General features: G+C 57.1%; 1 pseudogene. It reads left to right on the plus strand.

The annotated features are described in order from the left end of the window. Positions 1–566: pseudogene (locus tag B1748_RS37170) on the plus strand (FIVAR domain-containing protein); the annotation flags it as partial.

Below are 566 nucleotides of genomic sequence, written 5' to 3' on the forward strand. Positions count from 1 at the left end.
CAGCGATAGAGATAGACACAAGCTCAGCCAGCTACTCGTTCGCTGTGCGACTGGCAGACAACGGCGCGCTGGAAACAGCGATTGCCAATGCGAGACTTCTTCACTCGCAAGCGACGGAAGGCACGCTTCCGGGACAATACGCTGCAGGCTCCAAGACGATACTGGAGGGCGCAATCCTCTCTGCGGCCGAGGTGAGCGAGGACGTGCTGGCGACGCAAGCGGAAGTGGATGCGGCGCTGCAAGCTCTGAATGCCGCGATCACTGCGTTTCATCAGTCTGTCATCCCTGGCGTAATCGTAGACAAGACAGTGTTGGCCGGGAAGCTGGCTTCCGCTCAGAATCGGTACGATAAAGCGGAAGAAGGCAACAAGGTCGGACTGTATGAATCAGGCTCGCGACAAGCGTTGAATGACGCGATTGTCGCAGCAAACGGTGTGTACACGCTTGGAAGCGCTACTCAGGCTCAAGTCAATCAAGCCGTCACGACGCTGGATGAGGCAGTGTCTGTCTTCGCCGGCAAGATCGTAACTCTGGTGCCTGGCGCTACATCGGTTTCAATCAGGGAT

The sequence above is a fragment of the Paenibacillus sp. MY03 genome (genome assembly GCF_002165585.1).
Lineage (GTDB): Bacteria > Bacillota > Bacilli > Paenibacillales > Paenibacillaceae > Pristimantibacillus > Pristimantibacillus agaridevorans.